22 protein-coding genes are annotated in these 23,505 nt (G+C 68.0%); 11 read left to right on the plus strand and 11 right to left on the minus strand.

Annotation, left to right across the window (positions count from 1 at the left end):
* Nucleotides 1–12 precede the first annotated feature (12 nt).
* The 3 genes from RYH79_RS08005 to RYH79_RS08015 form a co-directional block, all read right to left on the minus strand.
* The gene (locus RYH79_RS08005) at nt 13–975 is read right to left on the minus strand and encodes a CPBP family intramembrane glutamic endopeptidase (RefSeq protein ID WP_370897932.1); all 963 of its coding nucleotides are present in this window, start codon (nt 973–975) and stop codon (nt 13–15) included.
* A gap of 26 nt (nt 976–1,001) precedes the next feature.
* Nucleotides 1,002–1,205 (minus strand): hypothetical protein, encoded by a 204-nt coding sequence (locus RYH79_RS08010; RefSeq protein WP_370897934.1) that lies wholly within the window; start codon nt 1,203–1,205, stop codon nt 1,002–1,004.
* Between the two features lie 142 nt (nt 1,206–1,347).
* Nucleotides 1,348–2,247, minus strand: coding sequence for a DUF5694 domain-containing protein (locus RYH79_RS08015; RefSeq protein WP_370897936.1), 900 nt, complete (start codon nt 2,245–2,247; stop codon nt 1,348–1,350).
* Between the two features lie 404 nt (nt 2,248–2,651).
* On the opposite strand from RYH79_RS08015, the gene RYH79_RS08020 reads away from it, so the two are divergent.
* Both RYH79_RS08020 and RYH79_RS08025 read left to right on the plus strand, forming a co-directional pair.
* Nucleotides 2,652–3,773 (plus strand): pyridoxal phosphate-dependent aminotransferase, encoded by a 1,122-nt coding sequence (locus RYH79_RS08020; RefSeq protein WP_370897938.1) that lies wholly within the window; start codon nt 2,652–2,654, stop codon nt 3,771–3,773.
* 2 nt (nt 3,774–3,775) lie between these two features.
* Nucleotides 3,776–4,963: an aminotransferase class V-fold PLP-dependent enzyme gene (locus RYH79_RS08025; RefSeq protein WP_370897940.1), complete on the plus strand. Its 1,188-nt coding sequence runs from the start codon at nt 3,776–3,778 to the stop codon at nt 4,961–4,963.
* Nucleotides 4,964–5,437: 474 nt separating this feature from the next.
* Here RYH79_RS08025 and RYH79_RS08030 read toward each other — a convergent pair whose 3' ends face one another.
* Complete coding sequence (locus RYH79_RS08030) at nt 5,438–5,866, minus strand: SHOCT domain-containing protein (protein ID WP_370897942.1); 429 nt, start codon at nt 5,864–5,866, stop codon at nt 5,438–5,440.
* A gap of 117 nt (nt 5,867–5,983) precedes the next feature.
* The gene (locus RYH79_RS08035; protein ID WP_370897944.1) at nt 5,984–7,165 is read right to left on the minus strand and encodes a redox-regulated ATPase YchF; all 1,182 of its coding nucleotides are present in this window, start codon (nt 7,163–7,165) and stop codon (nt 5,984–5,986) included.
* Nucleotides 7,166–7,661: 496 nt separating this feature from the next.
* Between RYH79_RS08035 and RYH79_RS08040 the strand changes: the two genes are divergently transcribed.
* Nucleotides 7,662–9,263, plus strand: coding sequence for a DNA polymerase Y family protein (locus tag RYH79_RS08040; RefSeq protein WP_370897946.1), 1,602 nt, complete (start codon nt 7,662–7,664; stop codon nt 9,261–9,263).
* A gap of 74 nt (nt 9,264–9,337) precedes the next feature.
* Nucleotides 9,338–10,753 carry a kynureninase gene (gene kynU / locus RYH79_RS08045; protein ID WP_370897948.1) on the plus strand — a complete coding sequence of 472 codons (1,416 nt, stop codon included), beginning with the start codon at nt 9,338–9,340 and terminating at the stop codon, nt 10,751–10,753.
* An 84-nt stretch (nt 10,754–10,837) separates the two neighbouring features.
* Here kynU and RYH79_RS08050 read toward each other — a convergent pair whose 3' ends face one another.
* Nucleotides 10,838–11,701: a cytochrome C biogenesis protein gene (locus RYH79_RS08050; RefSeq protein ID WP_370897950.1), complete on the minus strand. Its 864-nt coding sequence runs from the start codon at nt 11,699–11,701 to the stop codon at nt 10,838–10,840.
* The gene (locus RYH79_RS08055; protein ID WP_370897952.1) at nt 11,698–12,276 is read right to left on the minus strand and encodes a TlpA family protein disulfide reductase; all 579 of its coding nucleotides are present in this window, start codon (nt 12,274–12,276) and stop codon (nt 11,698–11,700) included. The genes RYH79_RS08050 and RYH79_RS08055 overlap by 4 nt, the downstream gene beginning before the upstream one ends.
* A gap of 102 nt (nt 12,277–12,378) precedes the next feature.
* Between RYH79_RS08055 and RYH79_RS08060 the strand changes: the two genes are divergently transcribed.
* Both RYH79_RS08060 and RYH79_RS08065 read left to right on the plus strand, forming a co-directional pair.
* The gene (locus RYH79_RS08060) at nt 12,379–13,599 is read left to right on the plus strand and encodes a DUF3179 domain-containing protein (protein ID WP_370897954.1); all 1,221 of its coding nucleotides are present in this window, start codon (nt 12,379–12,381) and stop codon (nt 13,597–13,599) included.
* 69 nt (nt 13,600–13,668) lie between these two features.
* Entirely contained in the window at nt 13,669–14,715 is a 1,047-nt protein-coding gene (locus RYH79_RS08065) for a zinc-binding dehydrogenase (RefSeq protein ID WP_370897956.1), read from the plus strand.
* Nucleotides 14,716–14,839: 124 nt separating this feature from the next.
* Here the strand turns inward: RYH79_RS08065 and RYH79_RS08070 are convergent, their stop codons facing one another.
* From RYH79_RS08070 to RYH79_RS08080, 3 genes are read right to left on the minus strand one after another with little or no spacing between them, the layout of a single operon-like run.
* Nucleotides 14,840–15,448: a TetR/AcrR family transcriptional regulator gene (locus RYH79_RS08070; RefSeq protein ID WP_370897958.1), complete on the minus strand. Its 609-nt coding sequence runs from the start codon at nt 15,446–15,448 to the stop codon at nt 14,840–14,842.
* 7 nt (nt 15,449–15,455) lie between these two features.
* The gene (locus RYH79_RS08075) at nt 15,456–16,247 is read right to left on the minus strand and encodes an ABC transporter permease subunit (RefSeq protein ID WP_370897960.1); all 792 of its coding nucleotides are present in this window, start codon (nt 16,245–16,247) and stop codon (nt 15,456–15,458) included.
* On the minus strand, nt 16,244–17,305 hold the full coding sequence (locus tag RYH79_RS08080) for an ABC transporter ATP-binding protein (protein ID WP_370897962.1): 1,062 nt from the start codon (nt 17,303–17,305) through the stop codon (nt 16,244–16,246). The genes RYH79_RS08075 and RYH79_RS08080 overlap by 4 nt, the downstream gene beginning before the upstream one ends.
* A gap of 116 nt (nt 17,306–17,421) precedes the next feature.
* Between RYH79_RS08080 and RYH79_RS08085 the strand changes: the two genes are divergently transcribed.
* The 5 genes from RYH79_RS08085 (at nt 17,422) to RYH79_RS08105 (ending at nt 22,840) form a co-directional block, all read left to right on the plus strand.
* Complete coding sequence (locus RYH79_RS08085; protein WP_370897964.1) at nt 17,422–17,649, plus strand: hypothetical protein; 228 nt, start codon at nt 17,422–17,424, stop codon at nt 17,647–17,649.
* 70 nt (nt 17,650–17,719) lie between these two features.
* Nucleotides 17,720–21,052: a DEAD/DEAH box helicase family protein gene (locus tag RYH79_RS08090; protein WP_370897966.1), complete on the plus strand. Its 3,333-nt coding sequence runs from the start codon at nt 17,720–17,722 to the stop codon at nt 21,050–21,052.
* 129 nt (nt 21,053–21,181) lie between these two features.
* Nucleotides 21,182–21,574, plus strand: a complete 393-nt coding sequence (locus RYH79_RS08095; RefSeq protein WP_370897968.1) for a hypothetical protein — start codon at nt 21,182–21,184, stop codon at nt 21,572–21,574.
* On the plus strand, nt 21,574–21,993 hold the full coding sequence (locus tag RYH79_RS08100; protein WP_370897970.1) for a hypothetical protein: 420 nt from the start codon (nt 21,574–21,576) through the stop codon (nt 21,991–21,993). Before RYH79_RS08095 ends, RYH79_RS08100 begins: the two co-directional genes overlap by 1 nt.
* The gene (locus RYH79_RS08105; protein WP_370897972.1) at nt 21,980–22,840 is read left to right on the plus strand and encodes a PH domain-containing protein; all 861 of its coding nucleotides are present in this window, start codon (nt 21,980–21,982) and stop codon (nt 22,838–22,840) included. The genes RYH79_RS08100 and RYH79_RS08105 overlap by 14 nt, the downstream gene beginning before the upstream one ends.
* A 3-nt stretch (nt 22,841–22,843) precedes the next feature.
* On the opposite strand, the gene RYH79_RS08110 is transcribed toward RYH79_RS08105, so the two are convergent.
* Nucleotides 22,844–23,464 (minus strand): hypothetical protein, encoded by a 621-nt coding sequence (locus tag RYH79_RS08110; protein ID WP_370897974.1) that lies wholly within the window; start codon nt 23,462–23,464, stop codon nt 22,844–22,846.
* Nucleotides 23,465–23,505: the final 41 nt, after the last annotated feature.

Here is a 23,505-nt window from a genome sequence, read left to right on the forward strand (position 1 = left end):
CAGCGTCGCGCGTCAGGGACCGACGAACTGCTCGGACACCGAGGCCACGTCTCCGTCGGTGTACCGACCCCACGCGAGGATCAGCCCCATCAAGAGCACTGTTGGCAGGAGAAAGACACTCGTCTCTCCCAGCCCCGGGGCAACCCGTTCGGCGGCGACGAGTTTCGGGTAACCGGTGCCAGGCTCCCCGACGACGATCCGCACCCAAGCGTTGCTGACGAAGTGGATACCCACAGAGAGCCCGAGTCGTCCGGTCACCACGTACGCCAACACGAAGTACGAGACAGACGCGAACGCTTGCACCGCACCGAACACCGGATTGGTGAACGCAACTGCAGCACCGAACGCGTGAATCACTCCGAACACGGCACCGACTCCCAGCAGGGACGCACCGACCGCGGTTCGGCGAGACACACCACGTCCCGCGAGCCCTTGAGCGACGTTGCGGATCGACAGACTCCGGAACACGTACTCTTCCCACAGCCCCACGACGGCGAACTTCACGACGACCGCGATCACCAGGGCGGTGAGTGAGACGACACCGGTCCCGATGCCGGGTTGCAACGTCGCGGTGAAGCTGAGGTCACCGACCGCCAGCCAAGCGGCGGTCACAGCCAGTTGGAACACCACGCCGAACACGATCCCGACGAGGAGATCCCGGACCCACGCACCACTGGGTTCGAGTCCGAGGTCCGCGAGTGACCGGTCGGCGAGTCGACACTCGGTGATCACGGCTCCGACCGTGCCAGCGAGCAACGCGAGGTTCGTCTCCGTCACCAACACCGTATCCGGGCCGACCGCCTCGATCAGCCGACCCAGTCCGATCCCGAGAGACGCGAACACGGCGACCGGAACGAGTATCCGCCAGATCGCCCGCGGTCGTCCCTCCGAGGTACGCCACACCCGCGCGAGCAACGAGTCACTGTCCGATCGATCCTGTTCGTCGGGCTGCACCCGTCCGTTCGTCGAATCCATGTACCGACTGTTCTCGGCTCCGATGTTCAGTTCCGAGGCTCCCCATCGGCAACTCTCTCGGTCTGGACTGTGAGACCGACCGCGAGCCGGTGTAGCTCGCCGACTCGCCAGTCGTCGCCGTCGACGAACGCCGTCGCCCGAGAGCCGTCTGGGCCGTCGCCGACCTCCGCGAGCCGGTCGGTCGGGCCGTCGACGGCGGCTAACGGGTCGTCGCGGACGTAGCAGAACACGGACGTCGCCCCACGCGCCCGACTGGTCGGCTCCGGTGCCCGTCCGAGGAGAAGCTGCGACGCCGGTACAGTGCGTTCCGGGTCAGTCGGCGGAGGTGACACAGTCGGGGTCGCCGAGACGCCTGGAGAGACTGGTCTCCCGTTACTCCACGCGGAGAACGGGCAACGGACTCACCGGGTGGAGGGCAGGCGACTCCGTCAGGAGGTGTCTGAGCACCCGGACGTGACCCGAGCCGACGACGAACAACAGTCGGTCGCCGGCGCCGTCGGCGACCCGCCAGAGGTGGTGTGCCATCCGCAGGTTCCTGTCGTACCAGAACGTTAGATTCACCGGGCTTCCGAACTGCTCGTCCGCCGCACGGAGACCGCGGTCGAACATCTCACGGTGGTTCTGGGACAGACGTTCCTCGTCGTTCTGGTACCGGAGCGCCTCGACGACCGTCTTCCTCTCGAGTTGTGCTGTCCTCTTCTGCTCCATCTCCTCGGGCTCGGGCCACGTCGGGGGGGTCTTTCTGGAAGTGTCGATCTCCCGGTCGTCGAACGGGTCCGTCTCCGGCACGTCTGGGAACTCGTCGACGGCCCGGACCCGGTCGTGCCCGAGTCGATCCGCCAGCCGGAACGCGATCTGCACCACCTCACTCCGGCACTCCGTGTCCGGTTCGTCCCGTCCGGGGTCGGGGGGCGTCACTCGGACCTCCTCGTCGTACGCCTGTCCGTCACGGTAGGTAGCGTACAGGTCGTTCACTGCCGACTCCCGGTCGTGTGGGCGTTCGACCGCGACGGTGTCCGGCCGAAGTGGTTCCAGACGGTCTGCCAGCGTCGAGAGCTGCGCCTGCTGGTCCGGCGCCAGTGGGTCTGGAACGGCCGGGTCGGCCTCGTCCAACCCGGGTTCGTCCATGTGGTGCGTGCCCAGCAACACCACGTCGATTCGTTCGTCAGGCGGGGACTCCGACTCCGGCCAACCCTCCGGCGGGTTGCGCGCGATCTCGCACGGGTCGACTTCGGGCAGTCCGTCTCTCGTCTGCTCGGGGTCCGGGGACACGACAGTTCGGTGGGGCCAACTCCACGTGAGTGCTCGCAGAACTGCGTTTCTGACAGATAGCATACAGGAGAGGCTACGCCCCGTACTCCCCGACGAGTGTCGGGTCGGGGCCGAACACGGGGACACGACGGGTACCGTCGAGCGAGACGGGGACAGCGACCCGGAGTGGATCAGTCGAGACGAGATCGGTACTGTCTCGGTCGAACCACTCCGGTACCAGCTCGTCGTCCGGTGACACCGGCTTGGACATACGCACCCACTACACGACGGGCACAGTCCGATAGATTCCGTGAGAGCCCGTGCTCGTTCACCGAACGATCACCTCGCCGGCCGCCCCGAGCGGCCACCTCTCGCCGTTCTCGCCGTGGCAAAGACATTTCACCGCTCGCGCCGCGAACGACAGTATGCCAGAGTTCTCCGACAGCGTCGAGCAGATCTCCATCAGCGGTATCCGCGAGGTGTTCGAGGCCGCCGGCGAGGACGCCATCAACCTGGGACTGGGCCAGCCGGACTTCCCGACCCCGGAGCACGCGCGGCAGGCGGCCGTCGACGCGATCGAGTCGGGCGCTGCCGACGGCTACACCTCGAACAAGGGCACACTGGAACTCCGCGAGGCCATCGTCGAGAAACACAAGCGCGACGAGGGGTTCACCGTCGACCCCGAGGACGTGATCGCCACCGCGGGCGGGAGCGAGGCGCTCCACCTGGCGATGGAGGCACACGTCGACCCGGGCGACGAGGTGCTGATGCCCGACCCGGGGTTCGTCTCCTACGACGCCCTGACGAAGCTGGCGGGCGGTGAGTCCGTCCCCGTCCCGCTGCGGGACGATCTCACCCTGTCGCCGGCGGCAGTCGAAGACCGGATCACGGACGACACGGCCGCGTTCGTCGTGAACTCCCCGGCGAACCCGACGGGGACGGTCGCAGACGAGGCGGACATCAGGGCGTTCGCCCGGATCGCGGACGAACACGACGTGTTGTGTATCTCCGACGAGGTGTACGCCCAGATGGTGTTCGACGGCACCCACTACAGCCCCTACGAGTTCGCGTCGTCGGACAACGTCGTCGTCGTCGGCGCCTGCTCGAAGACCTACTCGATGACGGGCTGGCGGCTGGGCTGGGTGACGGGCAGCACGGAGCGGATGGAACGGATGCTCCGCGTCCACCAGTACGTCCAGGCGTGTGCGTCGGCGCCGGCACAGTACGCCGCCGAGGCGGCGCTGTCCGGGCCACAGGAGCCGGTCGCGGAGATGAACGCCGCCTTCGAGCGCCGGCGCGATCTCGTCGTCGACGGGCTCGAAGACGCCGGGCTGGCGTGTCCCCGCCCGGCCGGTGCCTTCTACGCCATGCCGGAGGTGCCCGAGGGGTTCGTCGACGAGGTGATCGACCGTGGTGTCGTGGTCGTGCCCGGCGAGGCGTTCGGGGAGCACGGCGCCGGTCACGCCCGTATCTCGTACGCTACCGGGGAAGAGGAGCTGAAGGCCGCCCTGGAGATCGTCGCCGACGCGGCCGCGGCGGTCCGGTGAGCATGGAGCCGCCAGACCCACCCGCGTCCGTCGCCGACCGACCGCCGTTCACCCCTGTCGACCCCGGGATCGCGGACCTCGCGGATCTCCGGGCCGACATCCCCGTCACCGGCGAGGTCGCGTACTTCAACACCGGCGCGACCGGGCCGTCACCGACGTTCCTCCTGGACGCCGTCGACGGCTGGACCCGTCGTCACAAGACGGACGTGTTGGCCGACGGGGACGCCTACGCCGTCGGCTTCGCCGCCTACGAGGCGATCCGGGAGCGTGTCGCCCCGTTCGTCGGCGCGACGGCCGACGAACTCGCCTTGACGGAGTCGACCTCCGACGGGCTGAGCGCCGTGCTCGCGGCACTGGGACTCGAACGGACTGACGACGCCGTCGTCGTCACGACGGACCTCGAACACCCGGCCGCGGACGTACCGCTGGCACGGCTGGCCGAACAGGGCGTGACGATCCGGCGTGTCGAGACGACCGCCGGCCGGATCGACACGGACGCGTGGCAGACGGCCGTCGCGGACGCCGACGCCGCCGTCTTCTCGTCGCTGGCGTGGAACTACGGCACCCGGCTCCCGGTCGCCGAGCTGGTCGCGGCCGCCGAGGAGGCCGGCGCGTTCACGCTCGTCGACGCCGTGCAGGCGCCCGGCCAGCACCCCGTCGACGTGACGGCCTGGGGCGCCGACGCCGTCGTCGGTTCTGGTCACAAGTGGCTGTTGGGCGTCTGGGGGTCGGGGTTCCTCTACGTCGACGGCGACGCCGTCGCCGACCTCCGGCCGGCGCAGTTGGGCTACCGGAGCGTGACGGACCCCGGCGGCGCGTTCGAGCGGAAGCCGACGGCCGCGCGGTTCGAGCGCGGGACGACCGCGATCGGCGCCCACGTCGGCCTCGCGGAGAGCGTCGCCCTGTTCGACCGGCTCGGCGTGGAACACGTCCACGAGGAGGTGCTCCGGCTGACCGACCGCCTCGTCTCGCAGTTGCCCGCAGAACGGGTCGTCAGCCCGGCCGAGCCGGAGACGGGGCTCGTCACCGTCGACGTTCCCGAGCCGGAGGCGACCGTCGAACGGCTCCGGGACGACGGCGTCGCCGTCCGGTCGCTGCCCGACCCCGACTGTGTCCGGGTATCCGTTCACGCGTTCAACACGACCGCCGAGGTGGAGCGGCTGGCCGACGAACTGGCGGCGATCTGGTGAACGAGAGTCGACTGGTGAGTGGTGATGCACGGGCGGAGACGATCACCTCACTTCGGCGTCACGAGAGCGGCACACTGCGGCCGAGTGGTGTTCCGTAGCCACGCCCGACACAGGCAACACGGTCGTTCGACTCGTCGACGCACCGTTCGACGCGCACGAAACGTCCGCCGAGTTCGGCGTAGTGTCGTCGGCGGACGGTCCGTCACCGTCGATCACCGCTGCCAGCACGTCGCAGGGGACGGCGGGCTCGCTCCGGCCGTCGCCCACGTCGGACTGGGCCCACTCGGCGTGGTGCTCTGGCACACGCGCTGTCAGTCGTCCAACGCCACAGCGCGCGCCGCCGAGTACCGACGACGGGACGGGGTGAACGTGTCGGACGAACACCGGGCAGTCTCCCCGAACGCAGTGCACGAGTGTCTCGTGGGTGTCTCGCGCGGCTCGATCCGGTGCCGGTCGCACGACCGGCGTTCCGTGTCAGGTCCGTTCGCGCTCGCGGCGTCGCTCGCGTGTCCCGTCGCCGGTTCCCCCCGTGTCGCCCGTCCGTCGCGTGCCGCCCTCGGTCCGGATGTCGTCCAGGCTCAGCCCCTCCGTCGCCAGGAGGTCGTCGAGACGGCGCTCGAACTCCTGGCGCGACAGTTCTCCGTTGGCGTAGCGGTCTCGGAGGTCCGCAACCGGATCGCCGCTGGGCTCGCGTCTGGGCGGGGCGGGCTCACTGCCGTCGTCGACGTACGGCACGAGCTCCGGGGTGAGCACGATCAACGGGATCAGGATGAACAGCCCGATCGACGCCAGAAACGCGGAGAGGAAGCCGCCGACGAACGGCGCGACCGCGACTGCTCCAGACGCACCGATCGTGAGGAAGAACGCCAGCGCCGCAGCACGCCACCGACTGATCGTCTCCATGCGTAGATCTTTACTCGGAGACTCTTATCTCCACCGCCGGGTGTCTGGAGACGACACGCGCAGTCGAGAGGCGGGGTCGATCGGTCGGTCACGCACGCGGGGCGGACAGCGTCCCGTTCAGTTCGCCGTCGACACCACCTTCACGACGTCCCCCTCCGCCAGTTCGTGCCCTTCGCCGATCCGGCGATCCGAGCGAGCGTCGACGGCGTGGAGGTAGCCCTCGCCGATGTCCGTGTGGACGGCGTACGCCAGATCCTGGGGGCCGCTCCCCCTCGCCAGGAGGTGTGCGTCCGGCAGCATCCGGCCCTGGCCGTCCGTCCAGTGGGTCTCGCTCTCGACGGGGTAGACGGTGATTCGATCCAACAGGTCGTAGACGGCCGTGTTCAGCGCCGTCTGCACGCCCGTGCCGTCGTACTGTGTCATCACCTCGCCGATGCGCTCCAGTCCGGCCGCCTGTGAGTCGCTCAGATCGCCGCGGACCTCGAACGCCTCGTCGCCCGTGTCGTAGTCGATGGCGCCCGCCGCGGCGGCGCGCTGGAGCGCCAGCTCCCCGTCGGCGGTCGTCGGCACCACCGGCTTGTCCGTCTCTCGGAGGCGTTCGACGTTGTCCTCGGGTGCGATGTCCGCCTTGTTGGCCACGACGACGATGGGCTTCGTGCGCTCGCGGACCCGTCGCGCCAGCTCCGCGCGGTCGTCGTCGTCCCACGACCCCGGGTCCGCGGGGTACTCCATCGCCCGGAGGACGTACGTCACGTCGTGTTCCGTCGCGCCGAATCCCGTCAGCATGTCCACGAGCGCCTCGTCGATGTCGAAGTCCGGCGACCGGCCCTTGCGGACGACCGACTCCCAGTTGCGGTCCACGATCCCGGCCAGCCACTGGTCCATCTCCGACTCCACGAAGTCCACCTCCTCCACCGGGTCGTAGTCGCCCACCTCCACCGGCTCGCCTTCCGCGTTCGTCTCGCCGGCGGCGTCCACCACCTGGAGGATCACGTCCGCGTCCGTCAGCGCGTCCAGGAACTGGTTGCCCAGCCCCCGTCCCTCGTGGGCGCCCGGGACGAGTCCGGCCACGTCCAACAGCTCCACCGGGACGTAGCGCTTGCCGTCGCTGCAGTGGTCGCTGCCACACCGCTCGTCGCGCGCCAGACACGGACACTCCGTCCGGACGTGTGCCACCCCCCTGTTCGGGTCGATCGTCGTGAACGGGTAGTTGCCCACGTCCACCTCCGCGTCCGTCGCCGCCTCGTAGAACGTGGACTTGCCCGCGTTGGGCTTGCCCGCCAGCGCTATCGAGATCATGCAGGGGGGTTCTCGGGAGACGACCCTGTGGGTTTCGGTCGCTATTCGTCGTGTTCGGTGTGTTCGTCTCGTTCGAGTGACGATCCGCTCGTCGCGGGACTACGAACGGCCCGAAACCCCCGCTATCAGTTGTTGGCTCGGACGAGCATAGGACCACGAACAGGCTGAAAGCCCCGCCGGGCTGTGGGACGCTCACTCGCTGCGCTCCTCGCTTCGCTGCGGTGGCGTGCGGGCGACCCGCGAGGCGGGTGTGTACTGAACCCCGACTGTCGAACGAGGTGTCGTCGGTCGACAGTCGGGCGAGCGAACGCTCGTTGGGACTTCCGACAAGGTGGGAATGGAAGGGGCGCGGCTTCCACCCTGTTCGCACACACCGTGCAAACACAGAGTCCGACGAATCACGAGGGTTCCACCCGAACGACACAGACAGATACCCAGTTTCACTTCCGCCGTAGGAGCCGAAGGTTCACGTCTGCCCCACACGAAGCCCACGCGAATGACAGAGACGCTCCCCGGGGTAGACGACGGGCCGGGCGAGCGGGTGATCGTCCACGTCGACATCGACTGCTTCTACGCGAGCTGTGAACGACTCCGCGAACCACAGTTGATCGACGAACCGGTCGTCGTTGGGATGGGCTACGAACCGGGCGAGCGCCACGGCGCGGTGGCGACGGCCAGCTACGAGGCCCGGGCGTACGGCGTCGACTCCGCCCAGCCCATCGAGGAGGCGTTGGACAGACTGCCGCGGGTCGCGGACGCCGACCGGACGGACCCCGAGGCCCCCGACCCGACGGAGGCGGGCCACTACCGCCCGGTCGATATGGAGTACTACGAGTCCGTCGCCGAGAGGGTCAAGGGAGTGCTCCACGACCTCGCCGACACCGTCCGCGAGGTGAGCGTCGACGAGGCGTACCTGGACGCGACGGACGCGACGAGTTGGGCACCCGTGGGAGAAGGGGCAGTGGCAGAGGGAGACGGGAGCGACGTAGACACGGACGAAGACGCGGATACGAACGAACACACGGACGAAGACGTGGACTCGGAGCGCAGACTGGCGGCGGGGTACGCCAGACACGTCAGACAGGAGATCCGCCGGCGCGTGGGCGTGCCGGCGAGCGTCGGCGTGGCGCCGAACATGGCCGTCGCCAAGGTGGCGTCGGACCACGACAAGCCGGACGGGCTGACGGTCGTGGCGCCCGAGCGGGTGCGGTCGTTCCTGGCCCCGTTGCCGGCCGAGGACCTCCACGGCGTCGGCCCGGTGCGGGCCAGCGAGCTCGCGGCGATGGGGATCGAGACCGCAGGAGAGCTGGCGAGTGCGGACGCCGACCGGCTCGTGGAGCGGTTCGGCGACCGTGGTCGGGAGCTGTACGACAGGGCGCGGGGCCGCGACGACCGCGAGGTGACCCCACGCGGGCGGCCGAAGTCGTTGTCTCGGGAGTCGGCGTTCACGGAGGCGACGGACGACCCCGCGGCCAAGCGGGAGAAGGTGCGGGCGTTGGCGGCGGACGTGAGCGAGCGAGCCCGCTCCCGCGGGGCGACGTACCGCACCATCGGCATCAAGGCGGTCCAGCCGCCGTTCGACGTGAACACGCGGGCGGAGTCGCTGTCGGGGCCGGTGGACGACCCGGATCTCGTCCGCGAGGTGGCCCTGGAACTGCTGACGGAGTTCGAGACGGTGCCGGTCCGGAAGCTGGGCGTCCGGGTGTCGAACCTCTCGTTCGGCGGCGGCGACCAGGCGAAGTTGGGGGGGTACGACGGCGACACGGCCGGAGTGTCGAACGGCGGGGGGACCGCGGCCGGCGACGGCGGAGACGCTCACGACGTCGTCGGTGCCGGCGGTGCGACGCTCGAAGAGTGGGCGGAGACGGCGACGGGCACCGACAGCGCCGCGGACGGGGAGGCCGTCTACGCCGACGGAGACACCCCACAGACGCTGACGGCGTGGGCCGAACGCGGGGGGACGGCGTGGGACGAGTCCGACGCCGCCGCGTGGGACGAGCCAGACGACACGGACGCGGAGTCGGACCGCCGGTGTCGCGGTCCGGCACAGCCGTCACTCGACGCGTTCGAGCCGACTGGGGGGGACGGCGACGAGTGACCACGACGGGGGGCTGCCGGGGTTCGGCGTCTCGTCCGACAGGGACTAAGCGCCCGGCACCCGACCGGACAGGTGTGACAGACGACAACGACGACGGGCTCGCGGTCGGCGGCGCGGGCGACGACACGGACGCGCACGGCGTCGAGTGGCCGTCCGGCGACTCACCGGCGTACGCGGCAGGCGACGCCGATCCGTTCGACCCGGCCGTGGCGGCGGCGTTGGACGACGCGGACCCACTGGCGTCGTTCCGCGAGCGGTTCGACCCGCCGGACGGGGAGCTGTACGTCGACGGAAACTCGCTGGGCCCGTTCTCGGAGGCGGCCGGCGAGAGCCTCGACCGGGTGCGCGAGGAGTGGCGAGACCTCGGGATTCGCGGCTGGGAGGAGGGGGAGCCGGACTGGTTCCACTTCGCCGAACACCTCGGGGAGCTGTTGGCGCCGGTGGTGGGTGCCGATCCCGACGAGGTGATCGTCGCCAACTCCACGACGACGAACGTCCACACGCTCGTCGGGACGTTCCTGGACACGCTCCCGGGGACGCCCGCCGGGCCGGCGCCGGACGCCGACGCGCCGGCGATCCTGGTCGACGACCTGGACTTCCCGACGGACCACTACGCGATCCGGGCACAGCTCCGCCAGCGCGGGGTCGACCCGGACGAGAAGCTCCGAACCGTCGGCTCGCGCGACGACCGAACGATCCACCCCGCCGACGTGGAGACGGCGTTGGCGACCCACGACGACGTTGGAATCGTCTTTCTGCCGTCCGTGCTCTACCGCTCGGGACAGCTGTTCGACGTCGACCGGATCACGGCCGCGGCCCACGACCACGACGCCCTCGTCGGGTTCGACCTGGCTCACTCCGTCGGCGTCGTGCCACACGACCTCGCCGGCGCCGGCGTCGACTTCGCGGTCTGGTGTTCCTACAAGTACCTCAACGCCGGGCCGGGAGCCATCGCCGGGCTGTACGTCGCAGAGCGGCACCACGGCACGACGCCGGCGCTGGCAGGGTGGTGGGGCAACGACAAACAGACGCAGTTCGAGATGCGTCAGACGTTCGACCCCGCCGACGACGCGAGCGCCTGGCAGATCGGGACGGTGCCAGTGTTGTCTGCCGCGCCCATCGAGGGGGCGACGGAGACGATCCGCGAGGCGGGGATCGACCGGGTCCGACAGAAGTCGCTGGCGCTGACGGACTACCTGATCGCACTCGTGGACGCGCTGCCGGAGACGTTCGCCGTCGGGACACCCCGGGATCCCGCGGCACGCGGCGGCCACGTCGCCGTCGAACACCCCGAAGGACGGCGGCTCAGCCGCGCGCTCCGCGACCGCGGTGTCGTCGTCGACTTCCGGCCGCCGAACGTCGTCAGAGTCTGTCCGTCGCCGCTGTACACCCGGTTCGAGGACGTGCGCGCCGTCGCCGACCACCTCCGCGAACTCGCGGAGACGGAGGCGTACCGGGAGTACGAGGTCGACGACGGCGGCGTGACGTAGCGAGCGACAGAACGGGAAGTGAGCGAGCGACAGAACGGGAAGTGAGTGGGCGACGAGACGACAGGACGGTTCCGGACACCTGCCTCAGGCCAGCCCGAGTACGGAGAGCCCGTCGAACCGGAACAGGAAGAAGTACAGTTGGACGACGCCGGCGGCGGCCAACAGCACCCCCATCCCGCGTTCGATCAGGCTCGTCCGGCCGCGGGCGGCAGCCAACAGGGCGTTACGGCCCAGCGCGGCCGCGACCGTCACCGCGACCATCAGCAGGCTCATCCCGGCCGCGTAGGCGCCGAACGCCGCCAGCGCGGTCGGCGGCCCGGCCGCGACCGCCTGGACGCCGATGCCGACGAACACCGGAGCGGTACAGCCGGCCGCGGCGGCGGCGTACAACACGCCGAACGCGAAGAAGCCGCCGACGCTCCGGCGTCGCTCCGGCAGTCTGACCGTCGGCGTCGGGAGGTCGTACCCCAGCGCCGTCGCCGTCCCGACGACGATCAGGACGACCCCGACGACGAGTTCCAACAGGCTCACGCTACCCAACAGTCGGGAGCCGACGGCAGCCGTCACCCCTGCCAACAACCCGTACACGAGGAAGAACCCCAGACTGACGACCACGCCGACGACGGCCGCGCGGACGAGCCGCGCGGCCGTCTCGCCCGGGAGAACCGTGCCGAGAGCGTCGGCCGTTCTCTCGGCGACGCGACCGGTGCCCGGGCCGGCGACGGGACTGCTCGGGTCGGCAGCACGACTGTTCGAGTCGGCGGCAGCGCTCCCGTTCCCGCCGCTCGCGTTCGCGTCGGCAGCGCCGCCGTTGGCGCGGCCCTCGCCGGCCGTCTCGCCGAGGTAGAAGGAGACGTACCCGGGGAGCAACGGGTACGCGCACGGCGCGAAGAAGGTACCGGCGCCGGCGGAGAAGGCGAACGCCACGAGCGGGAGATTCGGGATCACGACTGGAGGGCACGCTCCACGCCGGCGACGAGCCGGTCGGTGCCGGCCAGGCCGGTGTGGCGGAGTGTGGTCTCGCCGCTCGGAGTCTGAACCACGACCGTCGGGATGCCGGTCACGTCGTACGCCTGGGTCGCCGCGAGCTCCGGGTCGCGGGCGACGGGCCAGGTGCCGTCGTGTCGCCGCCAGAAGGAGCGGATCGCCGCCTCGTCCGACTCCTGGGTGACGGAGACGACCGCGAGCGCCGTCTCGTCGAACCGTTCGCGGACCCGCCGGAGGTTGTCCATCTCCGGTTTACAGGGCGCACACCAGGTGGCGAAGAAGTCGACGAGCACCGCCCGGTCGGGCGGCGACAGCCCGACCGTTCCCGACGGCGAGCCGGGTGCCGACACCGTCGGGAGGACGAGCCCGCGGTCCGTCCCGGTGGGAGTGGCGTCCGAGCCGGCGGTGCTGCCGTCTCCCGCCGGCCCGCGGTCGTCCGGTCCGCCGTCGGCGTCTGGGCCGTCGACACCGACACAGCCCGCGAGCCCGGCGCTCGCCGCGGTGCCGACGGCGGCGAGGTAGGCGCGACGCTTCACGCTCACAGCCAGTGGGCTCCGGAACTTCAACGGTCTGGTGTCGTGTGCGGACAGCCCCCAGCCCCGGCGCGACTAAGCCACGGGACGAGAGTAGGTAACACGATGCACCGCCGCAGCTTCCTCGCCGGTGTCGTCGCCGCCGCGCTCGCCGGCTGTGCCGGCCGCGGCGGCGACGAGACGGCGACACGCACGGACACCGCGACAGCCGCCGCGACGGAGACCGCGACGGAGACCGACACCGCGACACCGCGCGCGGTCTCGGGTGACGTGAGACAGGTCGCGGGCGTCGACCTCCCCGTTCCGGACGAACAGCTGGCGCGGGGCGCGGGGGTGGACTCCATCCCGGCGATCACGGACCCCGAGTTCGGGACAGACTGGTCGGGCGTGTCGGTGACGGTCCGCAGTCGGATGACCGGCGAGGAGGAGACGCGCGAGCCACGACTCCGGGGGGACGACCAGGTCGTCGGTGTCGTCCGCGACGGCGAGGCGCGGGCGTACCCGTTGCGCGTGCTCAACTGGCACGAGGTGGTCAACGACACCTTCGGCGGGCCGTTGCTCGTCACGTTCTGCCCGCTGTGCGGCAGCGGCGTCACCGCGGTCCGCGAGGTAGACGGCCAGGAGACGACGTTCGGCGTCTCCGGTCTCCTGTGGAACTCCGATCTCGTCATGTACGACGAGGTGACGGACAGCCGGTGGAGCCAGATCGCCGCGACGGCGATCCAGGGGCCACGCACCGGCCACACCCTGGAGCTGGTCCCCTCGACGATCACCACGCTGTCGGACTGGCGGGGCAGCTACCCCGACACCCAGGTGTTGCGGCCGCCGCCGGAGTCGAGCACCGTCGTCGGCTCGGCCGCCGTCCGGGACTACACCCGGAACCCGTACGCCTCCTACGACGACGTCGACCAGATCGGGCTCGGCGAAAACGAGTTCGACGACGACCGACTCCGCCCCAAGACACGGGTGCTGGGGATCGCCTCCGACGGCACGGCACGAGCGTACTCGTTGGAGGCGGTCCGGGCGGCCGGCGGCGTCGTGGAAGACACCGTCGCCGGGACGCCAGTCGTCGTGGCGACCGGCGCCGACGGGACGACGCTACACGGCTGGCGCCGGACGGTCGACGGCCGCACGCTGTCCTTCTCGGCGACCGGCGACGGCCGGCTCGCGGCCGGCGACTCCGTCTGGCGTGCCGCGACCGGCACGGCCGTCTCCGGCCCCTTCGAGGGGACGCGACTGGCGCCGGCGACAGACACCGGACAGCTGTTCTGGTTCGCGTGGGCGGAGTTCCACCCGGAGACGACCGTCTACGGACGCGACGGGTAGCGCGGAGAGGGTGTACCGTCACCCACCGCGACCACGGAGTTGAAGTCGTGTCCGACCGTCGACACAGTCGTGCGCGCCGCTATCTACGATGGACCGGGAGAGATCAGTGTCGAGGAGGTACCGCGGCCGGAGATCGAGTCGCCGGGCGACGCGATCGTCAGGGTGACACACACGGCGGTCTGCGGGTCGGACCTCTGGTTCTACCGCGGGGACAGCGACCGCGAGGCCGGCTCTCGTGTCGGCCACGAGCCGATGGGGATCGTGGAGGAGGTCGGCGACGACGTGGTGAGTGTCGAGCCGGGCGACCGCGTGTTCGCGCCGTTCGTCGTCTCCTGTGGGGAGTGTGAGTTCTGTCGGAAGGGGCTCCACACCTCCTGTGTGAACGGCGGCGGCTGGGGCGGCGACAACGGGGGCGCCCAGGGTGAGTTCGTCCGGTCGCCACACGCCGACGGGACGCTCGTCAAGGTGCCCGACCGCGTCGCCGACGACGAAGACGTGTTGCGGTCGATTCTGCCGCTGACGGACGTGATGGGGACGGGTCACCACGCCGCCGTCAACGCCGGTGTCGGCCAGGGGGACGCCTGTGCGGTCGTCGGCGACGGTGCCGTCGGGCTGTGTGGCGTCCTCGCCGCGCGCCGACTCGGGGCACGCCGGATCGTCGCCGTCGGCCACCACCCCGACCGGCTGGCGCAGGCAGAGGCGTTCGGCGCGACGGACACCGTCGACGGCTCCGGCGACACGGACGCCGTCGAACGGGTCCACGAGCTGACGAACGGCGGCGTCGACCACGTCTTGGAGTGTGTCGGCGCCGCCTCCGCGATGGAGACCGCGACCGGGATCTGTCGCCCGGGCGGGACGGTCGGCTACGTCGGCGTCCCCCACGGGATGGACGCCGGGGTCGACCTGTTCGACTTCTTCGGCGACAACATCTCGCTCTCCGGCGGCGTCGCCCCGGTCCGGGCGTACGCCGACGAACTGCTGGCGGACGTGGTCGGCGGGACGCTCGACCCCGGGCCGGTGTTCACGGAGACGGTCGACCTGGACGGTGTCCCGGAGGGGTACGAGATGATGGCCGAGCGGGAGGCGGTGAAGGTGCTCGTCAAGCCACACGAGTGAACGCGAGAGGCGTCGCTCGCTGTCGTCTGGGGGCGTCGTCAGTTTGTGGGCATCGTGGGTCCGCAGGCGTCGTCAGTTCGTGGGCGCCCGTGAGCCCGTGGGCGCCGTCAGTTTGTGGGCGTCGTCAGTTCGCGGTCGTCGTCAGCCCGCGGGCCACGGCGTCGATCAACAGATCGCGGGTGGGTTCGTACAGTTCCTCGCCGATGTCCCGACGGTGGAGCGTGACGAACGTGACGGCGCGGACGGCGCTTGCGACCGTCTCGGGGTCCGGCCCGTGGACCGCCTCCGCCTCGTACCACGCCTCGACGTACGGCAGGAAGTACGCCAGCGACTGCTCGCGTTCGGCCGCGACCCCCTCCGGGCCGTAGTGGTCGCGGAGTCGGTCTAGTTCCTCGCGGTCGGTCAACAGCCGTTCGACGAGCGGGTTGGTCTCGATTTCCCCACACACCCGGCGCATGAACGCCGCGAGCGCCGTCTCCGGGTCGTCTTCCTCCTCCAGCGGGGCCAGCAGATCCGGCAGGATCTCCTCGCCCTCGCGTTCGAGAACGGCCGCGTACAGGTCGAGTTTCGAGTCGAAGAATCGGTAGAAGGTGCCGTCGGCGATGCCCGCCTCGTCGGTCAGCTCCGAGACGGTGGTCTTCGACCGGCCGTAGCGGGCGAACCGTTCGCGGCCGGCCGCCAACAGTCGCTCGCGGATCGCGGCCCGTTCGTCCTCGGTGAAGCCGTCTGGCATTCGCGTGTCAGTTCACGTCCCGGCGCGTGAAGTAGACACTGCTCGCCGTCCAGACGACGGCCGTCGCGGCCAGCAACACGACCGCGCCGCCGGGGTCGTGCGTCCCGCGGACGAGAATCGCCGTCGGGTCGTAGTAGTGCGTCGGCGAGAGTGCCCCCAGAGCCTCCAGGTCCGTGTCGGCGACGACGGACTCCACGAGGTAGAGCCCGAACACGACGCCCGCGGCGGCTCGCTGGGCGACCGCCGCCCGGTCGGCGACGACGGAGGCGCCGACGCCGACTGCGGCCGTCGCCAGGAGGTACGGCACGGACGCCAGGTGGACGACGACGAGATCCGTGACGGCGATCGACTCGCCGATCCAGGCGACGCTCGCGTACACGACGACCGGGACGAGGGCGTTGACGGCCACGAGCGGGACGAGCAAAGAGAGCGTCGCCTCCGCGAGCAGCCGGCGGCGCCCCATCGGGAGCGACAGGAGGAGATCCATCCGGCCGGTCTCTACGTCCCGGGCGACGACGCCGGCGGCGGTGTACGCGAAGTACACTCCGAGGAGCAACACCCAGCCGAAGGCGTACAGCTCTGTGGCGAGGAACCCCTCCACCGTCCCCAGCGTCTCGATCCCGAAGGCGGCCTGGAACGCCGGCGGCAGGCTCTCCGTGTAGGCGTCTAAGTCCACGTTCGCGGCCACGTCCGGGTACAGCGACACCATCAGCAGCGTCAGCACGGACAGCCCGCCGGCGACGACGACCGCACCACGGAGCCGCCGCCGCGCGGCGTAGCGAGCGAGCGCGAGCGTCACGCTTCACCTCCTGTCGTCGGCGTTTCGTCGTCGGAGGTGTCGGCGGTGCCAGTCTCCCCGTCGGAGGTGTTGGCGGTGCCAGTCTCCTCGTCGGAGATGTCGGTGGTGTCAGTCTCGTCGCCGGCCGCGGACGCGAGCTGGTCGTCCGCCTCGTCGTAGAAGCCGGCGAACACCCGTTCGAGCGGTGCTTCCTCCACGTCGAGCTCCAGCAGTCGGAGCGACGACAGCCTGTCGACTAAGTCGTTCACGTCGCCGGTGAACGTGAACTGCACGCGGGTGACGGGCTCGTCCGTCTCCCCGCCGGGGGTCGTCGCCGGCTCGACCGTCAGGTCGTGGACGCCGGCGAGCCGGAACCGACTCCGGTCGTGGTCGCCGGCAGCCAGCAGTCTGACAGTCTTGCCGGAGCGGTCCAACAGCGTCTCCACCCGTTCGACCGTGACGAGCCGTCCGTCGCGCAACACGCCGACGCGGTCACACAGCCGTCGCACCTCCCCGAGAACGTGCGAGGAGACGAGCACGGCCTTGCCCGCGGCGCGCTCCTCGGCGACGAGCGTCTCGAAGCGCCGTTGCATCAACGGGTCCAGCCCCGCGGTCGGCTCGTCTAACAGGAGCAACTCCGGGTCGTGGGCGAACCCGCGGACGACCGCGAGCTTCTGGCGCTGGCCCGTGGAGTAGCTCCGCACCGGGCGGTCCAGGGGCACGGGGAACCGCTCCAACAGTTCCGCGCGTCGTTCGTCGCCCTGGACCGCGCCGTGGAGGTCCAGCGCCGCGCGTCCGGTCGCCGTCGGGTCGAACGCGGGGTTGGCGGGGACGTAGCCGATCCGTCGGCGAGCCTCGACGTGGGCCGCCTCGTCGCGCACGTCCGCGCCCAACACCGTCGCCGTCCCCGCCGTCGGCGACTGGAACCCCAACAGCGTCCGGATCGTCGTGGACTTGCCCGCGCCGTTCGGGCCGAGGTAGCCGAACACCTCCCCCTCTCGAACCTCGAAGCTCACCCCGTCGTTCGCTCGGACGTCGCCGTACGCCTTCGTCAGCCCGGACACGGTGATTGCGCTCACGACTCCACCGACTCACTACGAACGTATGAACGTTTTCCCCAGTCGTTCACACGAGTCGGACGCACGTCTGACCGGGGCCGGAAGCCACAAATCCCCCTCGACACGAGTGTGACAGCATGGAAACAGGACGGTCGGGCGACGGGGGGGGCCGGCCGACGGGGTACGTCGTCGGGGGCACACTGTCTGCGCTCGTGTCGCTGCTCCTGTTCGTCCCGTTGGCGGGGCTCGTCGCCATCTACTGTGGCTACCGGGCGTACACCGCCGGCGAGGAGGCGTTCGCGTACCTGCTCGGGGTCGGCGGCGGGATCCCCGTGTTGTTGTGGGCCGTCGGGGTGGTGGGATAAACGCTCTCCCGCAACGCGTATACTTTATCAGAGGCTAGTCTTGAGCAACGGACTTTCGGTGTACTCAGATATGCCTGATGACGACTCTCCGGATCACGAAGACTTCCAGCGGGCACTCGGTGAGCTTCTCCCGGTCGTCCCAGTCGTCTCACCGTCGTACCTGGCAGAGGGTGTCGGCTGTACCCAGGCCGAGGCTCGTGCATGGCTGCACGGACAGTGGAGCGAAGGTGAACTCCACCGCCGCAAGATTGGCGGGTCGACTTTCGTCTACTATCCGAGCGAAGAAAACACAGGTTCGACAGAACAGCCCGCTTCCGAGGCAGAGTCATCCAAATCTGTCGAGGAAGACACCGACGCCGGTGAACGGGTGCTGTTCTTCCCAGGGCGGCGTGAGATTGCCGTCGACCAGCCGACGGACGACACGCGAGAGTCGCTCTCGGGTGTCGCACATCTCGTCGACTCTGCTGCCGACAGCTACCTGTACAAGATAGGCTCGGGGGACGTGTGGACTGCTGCCGTCGATTCGTTCGACGAACTACGAGAGACCCTCCGTGGTGTCGTTGGTGACGAGAAGTGGGACGGTGGGTTCGAGAGTCGGATCGAGGACGACTGGCGGCGCGCACACCAGTTCGAACTCCAGACGGAGACGGACGACGCCGGCCGGGAGTTCACCGTCCTCGAAGCTGAAGATCCAGAGACTGTCGAAAACGTCGTCAAGCGGAAGCTCGAACACAACGAACACTACACGGAGTTTCTCTCTGAGACCGAGGTACGCCTACGGCGCGGTGCGACCGCGGCGGTGAAAGAACAACTGTACGAGGAGGGGTATCCTGCGGTTGACAGCCGCCGAATCGACGAAGGCGAGAGTCTCGACGTCGAACTCGTCCCCGAGATCAGTCTACGCGACTACCAGCAGGAGTGGATCGACCACTTCGTCGAGCGAAAGGCGGGCGTGTTCGTCGGCCCGTCCGGGTCCGGTAAGACCGTCGCGGCGATGGGTGCGATGGCGGCGGTCGGCGGCGAGACGCTGATAATCGTCCCGAATCGGGAGCTAGCCGGGCAGTGGCAGGAGGAGCTGTTGGAGAAGACGACGCTCGAACGCGACCAGATCGGGCAGTACCACGGCGGGCAGAAGCGCATTCGGCCGGTGACGATTGCGACGTACGACACCGCCGCGATGTCGAGACACCGGGAGCTATTCAACGAGCGGGAGTGGGGGCTCGTGGTCGCAGACGAGTGCTTCAGCGGCGACACAGAGGTCGTCACCGAGTCCGGTCGCACTACGTTTGCCGAGCTAGACGACGAGCACGGCTTCTCTGAAGGGTGGACGGAAGGTGTCGATCTCTCCGTGCAGACGTACGATCCCAATGTGGGAGAGTACCACATGACAGAGGTGACAGGAGTCTACAAGACGACAGCTCCGGTACAGCGCATCGCCACCGACGACGGTCGAGAGATCACAGCCACGCCGTCGCACACGCATTTGATCTACAACCCGGAGACAGCAGAAATCGAGGAGTCGAAGACGCTCTCGGAAGGCGACTGGCTCGTCTACCCCAGGAGTCGGAACGTTCGCCTGTCGGGCGACTACTCCCACCCTGCGGCGGAGCTGACAGGGTGGATGATCGGTGACGGGAGCATGACCGACTCCGGGGCGATGAAGTTCTCGTTTGCCAAGCGCCCAGAAGAGCAGGCGTCGGTCGTCAAGCGTCTGTGCGATGCTCTGGATCTCGACTACTCGACGTACTGGAACGACCGCGGCGACTACACCGTCCGTGTCCCGGCAACCGACAAACTCCCGTACGACGGCACTCCAGGAGCGAAGACGAACACCGTCCGTATTCCGGCGGAGTCGTACATGTGGTCGGAAGAGAGAGTCGCCGCACTCGTCCGTGGGCTCTTCGACGCCGAAGGGTGGGTGGACGAAGAGACGAGCAGAGTGCAGATCGGGACGACATCCCCGGGGCTGTCCCAGGACCTCCGGTTCCTCCTGCAACGCCTCGGGTTCGATCCGCGGTCGCAGACACTTGAACGTGAGGAGCCTCACGCGGACATGCACCGCCACGTTCTCTCTCCCGAGCAGTCGTGGGAGTTCGTGGACATCGTGGGCAGCAGATTCGTGCACAAACGCGAGAACGTCAACTCAGACGGTGGGACGAACAGAGGGATTCCCACAGCAGGGCTGTTCGAGTCGGTGAAGACGGAGCTGGGTGTCACGAACGAGACCCTCGCAGAGATGCTCGGGATGAGTCGACAGGGAGTGGGTGAGGCGATTCGCGAAGAGTACGAGTACCCTGCCCAGGAGCTGCTTGGACTCGCCGACGGCCTGGAGCGTCTGGCGCTCGAAACGCTCGAGGGGGCCGAAGCAAAACGGAAGCACTGGAATATCTCGTATGCGGAGCTGTCAGAAGCATCGGGCGTCGACATGAGCTACTGCCGGAAGCTACTCGAAGGAATCCACGATGCCCCCGAGACGACCGAGCGGGTCGAGCGTGCTCTCGAGACAATTGTAGAGCAGCGTCGTTCGGCGGCGACGGAGTACGCCGAGCGAATTCGCTCGTTGGCGAACTTCGGGGTCACCCGCGTGACCGACATCGAACCGGCCGGCGAGGAGACGGTGTACGACTTCGAGACGGAGACGCACACGTTCGTCGCCGACAACCTCCTCACCCACAACTGCCATCACGCCGTCGCAAACACTTGGAAGCGGTTCCGAGAGATCCAGTCGGTCGCCCGGTTGGGGCTATCTGCGACGCCCGTCCGGGAGTCTGGTGACGCGAAGGAAATCTTCTCGCTTATTGGGCCACCGGTGGGACAATCGTGGAGCCGACTGTTCAGAGAAGACTGGGTGGCAGAACCGTCCGTCGAACTATTGCTCGTTCCCTGGGGATCGGACGCGGCACGGACCCGGTACGAACGAGCGGAAGGTGCGAAGAAGTTGATCGAAGCTGCCCGAAACCCGAGGAAGTCCGAGGTGATCGAGGAGCTTCTTCGAGAACACGACGAGGAGAAGACGCTGATCTTCGTCGACTGGATCCGGCAGGGGCGCGAACTGTCCGAACGCCTCGGGATTCCGTTCGTCTACGGCGAGACGAGTCACGACCGACGACAGACGATTTATCAGCAGTTTCGTGACGGCGCGATGGACGCACTGATCGTCTCTCGTGTCGGCGACGAAGGCTTAGACCTCCCCGACGCCGAGGTTGCGATTCTCGCGTCGACGATGGGATCCTCGCGGTCGCAGACGGGCCAGCGCGTTGGCCGGACGATGCGTCCGATGGGGAACGCGAAGGTGTACATCCTCCTGACGAGGGGGTCGAGCGAAGAGGACTGGGGCCGAGAGAGCACCCAATACCTCGCAGAAAAGGGGATCGACATCGAGAAACGTGAGCTAGATGGGTGAATAACTTACACTTGGAGTGTAAGTCACCCCCGCCTTCGATGGCGTTTTGAAGGCTTCAAATCCCATCTTCAGCTAGATGTCAGAGTAAGTAGAAAAAGACATAAGTCATAGTGGGTCTAGCTGCCGTCTGTGACGGACGAGATGAAATTCGAGGATCTCCTCGTGGACGAAGAGGAAGTCAACGAGGAACTCCTCACCGAGACCGTGATCGACTACGTGCAGATCGGTGAGCAGAGCGGAGAGTTGATCCCGAAGCCTGCGTACGACGACCTCACCGCGAAAGAGAAGATTGTCGTCGCGCTGCTCGCACACCGCGCGCGGTTCGGCTTGGACATGGTTGAAGACGAGTGGATCAAGCCGGGAGCAATCGCCTCGATGACGGGTGTCAAGAAGGGGACCGTCTACCCCACCGTCCGCGATCTGGCAGACGATGGGATCGCACGGAACTCCGACGACGGGGGATACATGATCCCGTCGGTGAACGTCGAGCAGGCGCGAGAGTACCTGAGAGGTGATGCGTGATGTCAGGCGAAGAACAGACGGTCACCGATCTCGCGGCGGAGGTCGACGACCTCCGGGAGCGCGTCGAACACCTGGAGGCACTGATCGAGGAAGACCCGGAGTCAGTCGGAGCAGCGCCGGACGTCTCGTCGTTCGTCGCCGACGCCGACCCGTCGTCACACCCCGAGCGTGCGCTGCTCTTGGCCTACTATCTCGAACAGTACGAGGGACAGGAGACGTTCACGACAGGCGACATCGAGGATGGGTACAGTGAGGCCCGGATGCAGACGCCGGCGAACCTCAGTGACACGCTCGCGGGTTGTCGGCGGAAAGGCTGGCTGCTGGAGGCTGGCGAAGACGAGGAGACACAGGCCAAGCTGAGACGGCTCACGAGAGGCGGAATCGAGGCCGCCGAGGAGATGACCGATGAGCCTCGATGATCGTATCCGAGACGAGATGGTGGTGGAGAGCCGGTCCCAGCTCGAAGAGAACTTCGAGAGGGTCAGTGATCTGATCGATGTACGACAGGACGGGTCGGTCAGAGTGGGCAACGGTGACGAGTTGACCTGGAAGCAACGTGCGCTGCTCATCCTCATCGGTTCCCGGTTAGCACACGAAGCGGACGCAGCAGACAGCCCTGAGATCAGTTACTCTGAACTGTACGGTCGGCTCGACATCTCGAGTTCGTCCGTTCGTAATTTCATCGGCAGCCTCCACGATCAGGAAGTCGTCAAAAAGCCCGACGGGGACTGGATCTACCGTCCGGTCGATCTCTCGGGGGTCAGTGGTGTCGACCTCCCGAGACAGGATCTCGAACAGCCGAGCGAAGAGGACGACTCGTTCCTCGGCGATGTCGAGCCGCGAGAGCCGTCCTACGAGGATCTCGTCGAGAGTGTAGAGCGGACGTACGCGAGCGGGCTCTACAGTGCGACGATGATCCTGACCCGGAAGCTGTTCGAGAATCTCCTCGTCGACATCATGCGAGGTCACTACGGTGTCGGTGACTCTCTAGACGAGTTCTACGACGAGGATCGTGGTCGGTTCAATGGGTTCGCCGTAATTCTCGAAAACTTTGGCGAGAACGCTCAAGCGTTCAACCCTTACGACACCTCTCTGGCACAAGGTAAGTTCCTCAGCGAGATCGACGACTTCAGAGAGGAAGCAAACGCTGACGCACACTCTATCAGTACTACTCGTAGCAGCGAAGAGATGGAGGAGTACTCACGCAAGGCGAGGAGGATTGCAAAGGTGCTGTTTCACGCGAAACGGCGCGCAGTAGAGGAGTAGCGGCTACTCGTCGTTTTCGAGGAGTTCCTCCTCAACGTACTCATCGCCAGTGCGTGTCATTTGGTAGACTGGAGACCCATCGGACTCGTCGATCTTGCTGATATGTCCGTCACGGACCTGATAGCGCAGGTCGCGTGACACGTTCGACCCGAGTTCGATCCGTGCGTCCTTGGCTTCCTGTTGAAGTTCGGGCTTGGTGAACTCGCCGTCACCCTGCTGCGTGAGGAACCACCCGACGAGCAGTGCCCGGTCTTTCTTCGTCGGGCTGTCGGTCATCTTGTAGTACTCCGGGAGAGTGCGGTCGGCTGTTCGTCTGTTTGTTTCACTGTTGTCGGCGCTCGTAGTGTCGGAGTCCGTCAGACTCTCGGCCTCGTTGCCGGACACCTGGGCGGCCTCCCCGTCGCTGTACACTGTCGGAGCTGCAGCCGGCCCGGGTGACTCCGCGGCCGCACGAATCGTCTCCTCGTCGAGGTGTTCCAGAACTTCGTTCTGTAGGACATCGTACCAGAACTCGACCTCGTCTGCTCGACCGCTGAGTTCGACAGACACCTCGCCGACGCTGACGCTGATCGACAGTTCGGATTCGTCGCCATCGACGACTTCGCCGTCGTGTTCCTCTGACATACTAATTCTGTTGTGCTACCCGAGCCGATATAAACATACCT

Origin of the sequence: Halobaculum sp. MBLA0143 (genome assembly GCF_041361465.1) — an archaeon.
Classification (GTDB): Archaea; Halobacteriota; Halobacteria; order Halobacteriales; family Haloferacaceae; genus JAHENP01.

Bases quoted from the DNA above. Each gene is read 5' to 3' on its own strand.
- RYH79_RS08005 (WP_370897932.1), bottom strand. From the start codon at position 975: ATGGATTCGACGAACGGACGGGTGCAGCCCGACGAACAGGATCGATCG.
- RYH79_RS08020 (WP_370897938.1), top strand. From the start codon at position 2,652: ATGCCAGAGTTCTCCGACAGCGTCGAGCAGATCTCCATCAGCGGTATC.
- RYH79_RS08025 (WP_370897940.1), top strand. From the start codon at position 3,776: ATGGAGCCGCCAGACCCACCCGCGTCCGTCGCCGACCGACCGCCGTTC.
- RYH79_RS08030 (WP_370897942.1), bottom strand. From the start codon at position 5,866: ATGGAGACGATCAGTCGGTGGCGTGCTGCGGCGCTGGCGTTCTTCCTC.
- RYH79_RS08035 (WP_370897944.1), bottom strand. From the start codon at position 7,165: ATGATCTCGATAGCGCTGGCGGGCAAGCCCAACGCGGGCAAGTCCACG.
- RYH79_RS08040 (WP_370897946.1), top strand. From the start codon at position 7,662: ATGACAGAGACGCTCCCCGGGGTAGACGACGGGCCGGGCGAGCGGGTG.
- RYH79_RS08060 (WP_370897954.1), top strand. From the start codon at position 12,379: ATGCACCGCCGCAGCTTCCTCGCCGGTGTCGTCGCCGCCGCGCTCGCC.
- RYH79_RS08070 (WP_370897958.1), bottom strand. From the start codon at position 15,448: ATGCCAGACGGCTTCACCGAGGACGAACGGGCCGCGATCCGCGAGCGA.
- RYH79_RS08085 (WP_370897964.1), top strand. From the start codon at position 17,422: ATGGAAACAGGACGGTCGGGCGACGGGGGGGGCCGGCCGACGGGGTAC.
- RYH79_RS08090 (WP_370897966.1), top strand. From the start codon at position 17,720: ATGCCTGATGACGACTCTCCGGATCACGAAGACTTCCAGCGGGCACTC.
- RYH79_RS08100 (WP_370897970.1), top strand. From the start codon at position 21,574: ATGTCAGGCGAAGAACAGACGGTCACCGATCTCGCGGCGGAGGTCGAC.
- RYH79_RS08105 (WP_370897972.1), top strand. From the start codon at position 21,980: ATGAGCCTCGATGATCGTATCCGAGACGAGATGGTGGTGGAGAGCCGG.
- RYH79_RS08110 (WP_370897974.1), bottom strand. From the start codon at position 23,464: ATGTCAGAGGAACACGACGGCGAAGTCGTCGATGGCGACGAATCCGAA.